Raw genomic sequence first — 9269 nt, 5'->3', positions numbered from 1 at the left:
CCACGGATAAACTTTGGAGACCAGCACAACGCGATCCCGCAGACCACGAATCGCCTCTCCGACCACCTCTTCCGCGCCACCATGAGCGTACATTTCGGCGGTGTCGATGACCGTCAGCCCTCGTTCCACGCCCGCTCGTAGTGCAGCCACCTCCTGCGCACGTCGGGATATGTTCTCGCCCATGTACCAGGTGCCCTGCCCGATAGCAGGAACCGCCGCGCGATCGCCAAAAGACACCGTTTTTTCCATCATCGACTCCTCCGTTTATGCCAGCGCACCATTACAATGCAAAACAGGGCCTGACGCCCTGTTTTGATGCACTAATTTCTTCGTTATGGTGCATAGCCGTATACTTTACGATCGTTATAGTATTCGATCAGAAGGTGTAGGTAATCCCCGTGGAGATCAGACCGCTCCAGGATTTGTCCACCATAGGGCTATCGGTAATTTCATTTGACAGGCGGGTGTAACGCGCCACGCCATACACGCTCCAGTCGCCGAGGAAACGATAGTTGGCCGACAGCTCAAGATACGGGTTCCAGCTGCTATCCGGGTCGTAGCTACGCATGCCGCTACGATTCGACTCATGCTGTGAAACGCCATAGTAGTATTCGTTCTGGTTATCGCTGTTCCACTCCACGCCAATCCCCGGCGTCAAGGTCAGGTTGCCGTTGGTATAGCGATAAAGCCAGGCGGTATCCCAGGTAATGCCGTTGCTGTTATCCAGCGTGTCGCCCGCCAGCGTAGTACGCAAGAAGCCGTATGGCGTGTTGTGGACATAAGAGAGCCCGGCCATCATGGTTGATTTACGGCGATCCAGTTTGCGCATTTGCTCACTGTCGCTGTCGCCCGGCCTGAAGTACATCGGCGACCAGTAGGCGGTCACGGACAGCTTATCGGTGTTGTCATTCCACAAATAGTAACCGCCGCCGAAACCGTGGAACCAAAAACTGTCGCTCTCATAGCTAATTGCCGGGACAGGGAAAACATCGGCATCGTATTGTTTATAAGGGTTCTCGACGATACCCACGCCGGCCCCTAACGTAAATTTCCCTTCCGCGTGGGCAGCCGAAACAGAGGCCACAAGGCACACGCTGAGTGCCAGAGGTTTGATCTTATTCACAATCCAAATTCCCGTTTGTCAATTAATACGCCAGGGCAGTTTAACGTCGTTGGTCCCATGCCTCAAATTCTTTACCCGCCATTACATAAACCATTCAATTTCTCATCAACAGATGACCATAAACTTGCAGCAGAATGACAGCGCCATGACGCGACCTGGCAAGACGTGCGAAAAAGGCACTTTTTTCCGGATGAGTTATTGATATGTCATTGAAATTGATTTTTGACGGCATGCAAGTTTTCTAAATGCATCTACGCTTTAATTTAGAAGAAGTGATTTTAGCGCACGTTGTGTCTGTCGATTCGACAACCTGGCATAAGGGTTGCTGGATAATCGATGAACGTCGCGCAGTTTACCTCTTCCGGGAGCTCCCACTATTCATATGAACGGCTCTCAACTTGTGCTTAAAACGAAAGGACGGCATGCCATGAATATATTCGATCACTATCGCCAGCGCTATGAAGCTGCCAAGGACGAAGAGTTCACACTGCAGGAGTTTCTTACCATCTGCCGGCAAGATCGTAGTGCTTATGCCAACGCGGCAGAACGGTTGCTGATGGCCATTGGTGAGCCAGTTATGGTCGACACGGCCATGGAACCCCGGCTGTCCCGTCTCTTTTCAAACCGGGTTGTCGCGCGCTACCCGGCATTTGAAGAGTTTTACGGTATGGAAGATGCCATCGAGCAGATTGTCTCTTACCTGAAACACGCCGCACAAGGTCTGGAAGAGAAGAAACAGATTCTGTATCTGTTGGGCCCGGTGGGCGGAGGGAAATCGTCGCTAGCTGAACGTCTGAAATCCCTAATGCAGCGTGTACCTATCTACATACTGAGTGCCAACGGCGAGCGTAGCCCGGTCAACGATCACCCGTTGTGCCTGTTTAACCCGCAGGAAGACGCGCAGATTCTGGATAAAGAATATGGCGTGCCTACCCGTTATCTCGGCACCATTATGTCGCCGTGGGCGGCGAAACGCCTGCACGAGTTCGGCGGCGACATCACCAAATTCCGCGTGATCAAAGTGTGGCCCTCTGTCCTTGAGCAAATTGGTATCGCCAAGACGGAACCGGGGGATGAGAATAACCAGGATATCTCCGCACTGGTGGGTAAAGTGGATATTCGTAAACTGGAGCATTATGCCCAGAACGATCCGGACGCCTACGGCTACTCCGGCGCACTCTGCCGCGCCAACCAAGGGATCATGGAGTTCGTCGAGATGTTTAAAGCGCCTATCAAGGTGCTGCATCCGCTGCTGACCGCGACCCAGGAAGGCAACTATAACGGGACCGAGGGAATTTCGGCCCTGCCGTTTAACGGCATTATTCTCGCCCACTCCAACGAATCCGAATGGGTGAGCTTCCGTAATAACAAAAACAATGAGGCCTTCCTCGACCGCGTGTATATCGTCAAGGTGCCTTACTGCCTGCGCATTTCCGAAGAGATGCGTATCTACGAAAAACTGCTTAATAACAGTGAGCTAGCCCATGCGCCGTGCGCACCGGGGACCCTGGAGACGCTGTCGCGCTTCTCAATACTGTCGCGACTGAAAGAGCCGGAAAACTCGAGCATTTACTCCAAAATGCGCGTCTACGATGGTGAAAGCCTGAAAGACACTGACCCGAAAGCGAAATCCTATCAGGAGTATCGCGATTATGCTGGCGTCGACGAAGGGATGAACGGTCTGTCCACCCGCTTCGCCTTCAAAATATTGTCGCGCGTGTTTAACTTTGATCACGCCGAGGTCGCCGCGAACCCGGTGCATCTGTTCTACGTCCTGGAGCAGCAGATCGAGCGCGAACAGTTCCCGCAGGAGCAGTCAGAACGTTATCTGGAGTTCCTCAAAGGCTATCTGATCCCGAAATATGCCGAGTTTATCGGTAAAGAGATTCAGACCGCCTATCTGGAGTCCTACTCCGAATACGGGCAGAACATTTTTGACCGTTATGTCACCTATGCGGATTTCTGGATTCAGGATCAGGAATACCGCGATCCGGACACCGGCCAACTGTTTGACCGCGAGTCGTTGAATGCGGAGCTGGAGAAAATTGAGAAGCCGGCCGGGATCAGCAACCCGAAAGACTTCCGTAACGAGATAGTCAACTTCGTCCTGCGGGCCAGAGCGAATATCAACGGACGGAACCCGAACTGGACCAGCTACGAAAAACTGCGCACGGTTATCGAGAAGAAAATGTTCTCCAATACCGAAGAGCTGTTGCCGGTGATTTCGTTTAACGCCAAAACCTCAACCGATGAGCAGAAAAAACACGACGATTTTGTCGATCGTATGATGGAGAAAGGTTATACCCGTAAACAGGTCCGTCTGCTGTGCGAATGGTACCTGCGCGTACGTAAATCGTCCTGATAGCGGAAATTGCCCGGCGGCACGTTGCTTGCCGGGCCTACAAAAACAGCGACCTGTAGGCCGGGTAAGCTCAGCGCCATCCGGTATTTCCATCGCAGCGTAAGGTTGGCAATTGCAGCACAGGAGGGCATATGACCTGGTTCATAGACCGGCGCCTGAACGGAAAGAATAAAAGTGCGGTGAATCGCCAGCGCTTTTTGCGCCGTTATAAGGCGCAGATTAAACAGTCCATCTCCGAGGCGATCAATAAGCGCTCGGTGACGGATATTGACAGCGGAGAATCCGTTTCTATCCCGACGGACGATATCAACGAACCGATGTTTCATCAGGGACGCGGAGGGCTGCGTAACCGCGTACATCCGGGAAACGACCACTTTGTGCAAAATGACCGCATCGAGCGCCCTCAGGGCGGTGGCGGCGGTGGCGGAGGCGGTCAAGGGCAAGCCAGCGCCGACGGTGAAGGCGAGGATGGTTTTGTCTTCCAAATATCGAAAGATGAGTATCTGGATCTGCTGTTTGAGGATCTGGCTCTGCCGAACCTGAAGAAAAATCAGCAGAACCAACTCACCGAATTTAAAACTCACCGGGCTGGCTTCACCGCCAACGGCGTACCGGCCAATATCAGTGTGGTGCGATCCCTGCAAAACTCGCTGGCGCGACGTACTGCGATGACGGCGGGCAAGCGTCGCGAACTACGGGCGCTTGAGGAGGATCTGGACACGATAGCCAAAAGCGAACCGGCGCAGTTGCTGGAAGAGGAGCGGTTACGTCGGGAAATCGCCGAGCTGCGGGCAAAAATCGAGCGCGTGCCTTTTATCGATACCTTTGACCTGCGTTACAAGAATTACGAAAAACGCCCGGAGCCTTCCAGTCAGGCGGTGATGTTCTGTCTCATGGATGTCTCAGGCTCGATGGATCAGGTTACCAAGGATATGGCGAAACGCTTTTATATCCTGCTGTATCTGTTCCTCAGCCGGACCTATAAGAACGTTGAGGTGGTCTATATTCGCCACCATACGCAGGCCAAAGAGGTGGACGAGCACGAGTTTTTCTATTCTCAGGAAACCGGCGGCACTATCGTCTCAAGCGCCCTGAAGTTAATGGATGAGGTTGTTAAAGCCCGATACGAGCCGTCGCAGTGGAATATCTATGCCGCTCAGGCCTCGGACGGCGATAACTGGGCGGATGATTCACCGCTGTGCCATGAACTGCTGGCAAAAAATATCCTGCCGGTAGTGCGTTACTACAGCTACATAGAGATAACCCGTCGCGCGCACCAGACACTGTGGCGCGAATATGAACATCTGCAGGAGACTTTTGATAACTTTGCTATGCAGCACATTCGCGACCAGGAAGATATCTATCCGGTGTTCCGCGAACTGTTCCACAGGCAGGGCGCAGAAGCCAAAAATTAACCAATACCGAAACAGTCAGTTACATTAAGATCCTGACTGTTTTTTGTGGTCTGGCCGGTGAATTTTGGCACTTCAATTCAAATAATGGTTTTTATTAGCCTGAATCAGTGTCTGACTGGAAGCGACTCCCACTATGCGTCTTAGCGCCCACCTCTACGTTCGTCTGCCCCTACTGATTTCAATCGTTCTGGGTGCTGCCTGTTTTTTCTTGCTTCCGCCCAACCTGGGGACGTTGCAAAGACTGTTGTTCGGCTGGAATGCGCTGGCGTGGCCTTATCTGGTTTTTATCTGGACCCGCATGTTGATTACTGATGTATCGGGCATTCAGCGTATTGCCCGGTTACAGGACCAAAGCGCGATGCTCGTGCTAACGATAATGATTGTGGCGTGTGCAGCCAGCATCGTCGCCATTTTAAGCGAACTCTCTGCGTTGAAAGCGCTGTCCGGCACACCGCGAATAGTGCATCTCCTGTTGACGGTAGCAACCCTTATTGTCTCCTGGGCCCTTCTGCCCAGCGCCTTCGCTATGCACTATGCCCATCAACACTATCTGCACAGGACTCAGGATGTTACCCCGATGATGTTTCCTGAAAAGCCGGAGGACCCGGAATACTGGGACTTCCTGTACTACTCGTTTACGATTGCGGTGGCCTCGCAAACCGCTGATGTGGCGACAGGAACGACCGGGATCCGTAAAATCACGCTGCTACAATCGGTTATCTCCTTCGTGTTCAATCTCGCAATACTGGGTCTGTCCGTGAACGTCGGCGCGAGTCTGCTGAATTAGTCTCTGCCGTTGCGCTTCCTGTTGCCGCATCGAAAACCGATTGTCGTTCTCATCAGAACGCGGCGTCGGTTGCTCACTCCCCGGAACAGGCATGCCCTGACCAGCGTTGCCTTTTAAAACGCTTATTTTTGTGCACAAGTCCACCCTCTGATATCCCGTAAGAACAATATTTACTTTTAAATTGAAAAATGCGTTTCGGTCAGGGGAAATGCGCCCCCCTCCCGGTAGCCGCCGATTGGGATGTGAGCCACGCGCAGAACTATGCTACCGCCAACGATGTTGAGCTGAGGAATGCGGGACTGACCACTGCGGGCGACTGGCATAAGCCGTTTGCAGTCGGTAAACCGCGAAAGGGTTCTGGGTGAGTGAATGCCCCGAGCAGCAACGTCGCCGATACAAACAGTTCTGAATCCAGGTAAAGATGAGCGTCACAGGGCTGCTCAGGCAACCCTGTGTCAGCAGGGAAGATGGCTGATGTTATGACTTCTTATTCAGCATCGATTTTAAATCCGCAAAGGGGTTATAGGTTGCGGCGGCCACATCTTTTTGCGCATCCTCTCCTGCCACTACTCGCGTGCCGTACTGGTCAGCCTCCGTGTATTTGGAGTGCTCATGATCGTGGCAGTAGAGACACAATAGCTCCCAGTTGCTGCCATCTTCCGGATTATTGGTATGGTCGTGATCGATATGGTGAACCGTTAATTCGCGTAGGTTTGAATACACAAACTCCCGCGAGCAACGCCCGCATATCCACGGATAGATTTTTAATGCTTTTTCACGGTAGCCGCTTTCCAGCCGGGCGTAGTTTTTGGGGATCAGAGCCATTGGGGATGTTACCTGTTACAAAGAGATGATGGGTTAGATAGTACCCCCAATCTGGTCCGCAATGGAACAACAGGTATGATGAAAGCGCGGCAGGATAGGCGACGTTAGCCGCAGGTGCTGTCCGGCTCACGGACGATTGGCAAATGCCGGAAGCCTTCGGGTCGTCAAAGCCAAAATCATTTCTTCATCGTATCGCTGCCGTAAGAACGCCGTCCTGTTACCGGGGCAGCCTTTGTGTTGCACAGCCATCATTATAATTAGCCGTTGCCCAACTCAGGATATGCCCCTGCGGGCACCGTCAGTTCTCTTCTGACGAGAAGAAGATTATGCTGAAGGCTTTGTCATGATGGAAAGATTGAGATGAACATGCCGGAAAAACGCAACACTCACCGTCAGCTTCTTGAGCTGCTTGCACAGCACCAGGCGCGCTATCGCGTCGTGGAACATGAGGCCGTGGGGAAATGTGAGGCCGTATCGGAAATTCGTGGTACCGCTTTGGGTCAGGGTGCAAAAGCGCTGGTCTGTAAAATCAAAGGCAACGGTGTTAACCAGCATGTCCTGGCGATCCTCGCCGCCGACCAACAGGCAGACCTGTCACGCCTGGCACAGCATATCGGCGGCAGCAAGGCATCACTGGCCAGTCCGGCGGAAGTCGATACGCTCACCGCCTGCGTTTTTGGCGCCATCCCGCCGTTCAGCTTTCATCCGGATTTGCGGCTGATTGCCGATCCGCTACTCTTCGATCGCTACCCTGAAATTGCCTTTAACGCCGGTCTGCTGGATAAATCCATCATCCTGAACAGCGAGGATTATCTGCGCATTGCCTGCCCGGAACTGCTCGCCTTTCGCCGCGAAAGCTGAGGCGCGCGATAGCATGTTGTCGGGCAACATTGCGCAGATGCCTGAAAACGCGGTTTCTCGTCAAAAAATGCCTGTTTATTCACCCTATTACGCGTAAAGTAGACAGGCTTATTATTTTGGCAAGGATCCCCCTTCATGTTCGATACAACCCTGTTTATTCTGCTGGGGCTGGCCGCGCTGGGTTTTATCAGCCATAACACCACGGTGGCTATTTCTATCCTCGTTTTAATCATCGTTCGCGTCACACCGCTCAACGTCTTTTTCCCGTGGATTGAAAAACAGGGGCTGACGATCGGCATTATCATTCTGACGATCGGCGTAATGGCCCCCATTGCCAGCGGCACGCTGCCGCCATCGACGCTCCTGCAATCGTTCGTTAACTGGAAGTCGCTGCTGGCGATTGCCGTGGGCATATTCGTCTCGTGGCTGGGCGGGCGCGGTGTGGCGCTGATGGGGTCGCAACCGCAGCTGGTGGCCGGACTGCTGGTCGGCACGGTCCTCGGCGTGGCGCTGTTCCGCGGTGTCCCGGTTGGCCCGCTGATCGCCGCCGGCATCATTTCGCTGTTTATCGGGAAGTCGTAACCAGACTCGCCAGGTAGCGCCCTGGCGTCTGGCCCAGCCCCTTTTTAAACATCGTAATAAACGCGGTCGTCGAGTCATATCCCAGCGTTTGCGCAGTCAGCTGGACTGTTTGCCCGCGAATCAACATCTGCAGGGCAAGGATCAGTTGCAACTGATGACGCCAGCGGCGAAAGCTCAGTCCGGTCTCACGTACCACCAACCGCGCCAGATTCCGTTCGCTCATCGCGAATTCGACCGCCCACTGCCCCAGCGTCTGCCTGCGGGCCGGATCAACCGCCATGACATCCGCCATCTGACGAATCTTCGGATGTGGGGAAACCGGCAATTGCAGGTGCTCCTGCGGCTGCCTCGGTAGCTCATCGAACAGCACCTGCACCAGCCGTTGAGTTGTTGGATGGGCAAACGCCTCCCCGTTTCGTCCGGCAAGGGTCAGGATAAGCTCGCGAACGAGGGGAGAAATTTTTAAGGTACAGCAGTGCGCCGGCATTGGTGCGGCATCCGGTTCAATAAACAAAAAACTGATTTGCGCTCCCGGCGTGGCGCGGTTGCTGTGCGGCATCTGACCCGGTACCCACACCGCGTACTGCGGCGGCACCATCCACATGGCATTCTCCACCTCACAGGTGAGCGCCCCATGCAAGGCGAGGATCAGCTGGCCTTTGCGGTGTTGATGGCGAGGGATAAACTGCTCGTTCTCCACGACCTGAATGCGAAAAGCGAGGGCCGATTCATGACCGCTGTCCGGATCGTAGCCATCCAGGCCAAGTCCTATCATGATTTTGTCCGATATTAGCGATAATCTGTCATTCTAGCTTGATTTAAAGCATTGGCAAACGCGCTATTGTAGCCGCCCTGTTTACTCATCAGAGATTGCCATGAGTTCTGTTTTGCCTTCTACCGGCCGCCGTCATCTGCTGCTGATTGCCGGGATTTTATTGATTGCCTCTACGCTACGCGTGACGTTTACCGGCACAGCCCCGCTGCTGGACGCCATTCGCGCTGACTATGGTCTCTCCACCGCACAAACCGGGATGCTCACCACATTGCCGCTGCTGGCCTTTGGCCTGGTCTCTCCGCTGGCGGCAGGCGTCGGTCGCCGTCTGGGCATTGAACGCAGCCTGCTGGTCGCGTTAATCCTTATTTGTCTGGGTATCGGATTGCGTTCGCTCCCTTCCATCGCCCTGCTCTTCGGCGGTACGGCTATCATCGGTTGCGGAATTGCGCTCGGGAACGTTCTGCTGCCGGGCCTGATCAAACGCGACTTCGCGCAGCACGTTGCCAGGATGACCGGTGCCTACTCGATCACCATGGGCG

Annotated in this window: 10 protein-coding genes; 6 read left to right on the top strand and 4 right to left on the bottom strand. The window is 53.9% G+C overall.

All coding sequences use genetic code 11. From position 1 onward, the window contains the following. The coding region (locus ACZAHD_RS19135; RefSeq protein ID WP_462458182.1) for an aldo/keto reductase at nt 1-252 on the bottom strand (252 nt) is incomplete at its 3' end. Nucleotides 253-376: 124 nt separating this feature from the next. After that, nucleotides 377-1123 (bottom strand): MipA/OmpV family protein, encoded by a 747-nt coding sequence (locus tag ACZAHD_RS19130; protein ID WP_462458181.1) that lies wholly within the window; start codon nt 1121-1123, stop codon nt 377-379. A 427-nt stretch (nt 1124-1550) separates the two neighbouring features. On the opposite strand from ACZAHD_RS19130, the gene yeaG reads away from it, so the two are divergent. The 3 genes from yeaG to ACZAHD_RS19115 all read left to right on the top strand — a co-directional run bounded on the left by yeaG (nt 1551) and on the right by ACZAHD_RS19115 (nt 5687). Beyond that, nucleotides 1551-3485, top strand: coding sequence for a protein kinase YeaG (yeaG, locus tag ACZAHD_RS19125; RefSeq protein WP_462458180.1), 1935 nt, complete (start codon nt 1551-1553; stop codon nt 3483-3485). A 131-nt stretch (nt 3486-3616) separates the two neighbouring features. Further along, a complete protein-coding gene (locus tag ACZAHD_RS19120) occupies nt 3617-4900 on the top strand; it encodes a YeaH/YhbH family protein (RefSeq protein WP_462458179.1) in 1284 nt (427 codons plus the stop codon). 133 nt (nt 4901-5033) lie between these two features. Continuing rightward, nucleotides 5034-5687 carry a DUF1345 domain-containing protein gene (locus ACZAHD_RS19115; protein ID WP_462458178.1) on the top strand — a complete coding sequence of 218 codons (654 nt, stop codon included), beginning with the start codon at nt 5034-5036 and terminating at the stop codon, nt 5685-5687. A gap of 477 nt (nt 5688-6164) precedes the next feature. On the opposite strand, the gene yajD is transcribed toward ACZAHD_RS19115, so the two are convergent. Then, the gene (gene yajD / locus ACZAHD_RS19110) at nt 6165-6512 is read right to left on the bottom strand and encodes an HNH nuclease YajD (RefSeq protein WP_004860781.1); all 348 of its coding nucleotides are present in this window, start codon (nt 6510-6512) and stop codon (nt 6165-6167) included. A 360-nt stretch (nt 6513-6872) separates the two neighbouring features. On the opposite strand from yajD, the gene ACZAHD_RS19105 reads away from it, so the two are divergent. Together ACZAHD_RS19105 and ACZAHD_RS19100 are read left to right on the top strand one after the other, a co-directional pair. After that, nucleotides 6873-7373: a YbaK/prolyl-tRNA synthetase associated domain-containing protein gene (locus tag ACZAHD_RS19105; protein WP_462458177.1), complete on the top strand. Its 501-nt coding sequence runs from the start codon at nt 6873-6875 to the stop codon at nt 7371-7373. A 135-nt stretch (nt 7374-7508) separates the two neighbouring features. Continuing rightward, nucleotides 7509-7955 (top strand): DUF441 domain-containing protein, encoded by a 447-nt coding sequence (locus ACZAHD_RS19100; protein WP_462458176.1) that lies wholly within the window; start codon nt 7509-7511, stop codon nt 7953-7955. On the opposite strand, the gene ACZAHD_RS19095 is transcribed toward ACZAHD_RS19100, so the two are convergent. Further along, a complete protein-coding gene (locus ACZAHD_RS19095; RefSeq protein WP_462458183.1) occupies nt 7939-8733 on the bottom strand; it encodes an AraC family transcriptional regulator in 795 nt (264 codons plus the stop codon). The two genes, ACZAHD_RS19100 and ACZAHD_RS19095, sit on opposite strands and share 17 nt — an antisense overlap. Before the next feature lie 97 nt (nt 8734-8830). Here ACZAHD_RS19095 and ACZAHD_RS19090 point away from each other — a divergent pair. Continuing rightward, a partial coding sequence (locus ACZAHD_RS19090) for an MFS transporter (RefSeq protein ID WP_462458175.1) occupies nt 8831-9269 on the top strand: 439 nt, incomplete at its 3' end.

Origin of the sequence: Raoultella sp., from assembly GCF_039594335.1 — a bacterium.
Lineage (GTDB): Bacteria > Pseudomonadota > Gammaproteobacteria > Enterobacterales > Enterobacteriaceae > Klebsiella.
This window is presented reverse-complemented; position numbering and strand designations above follow the sequence as displayed.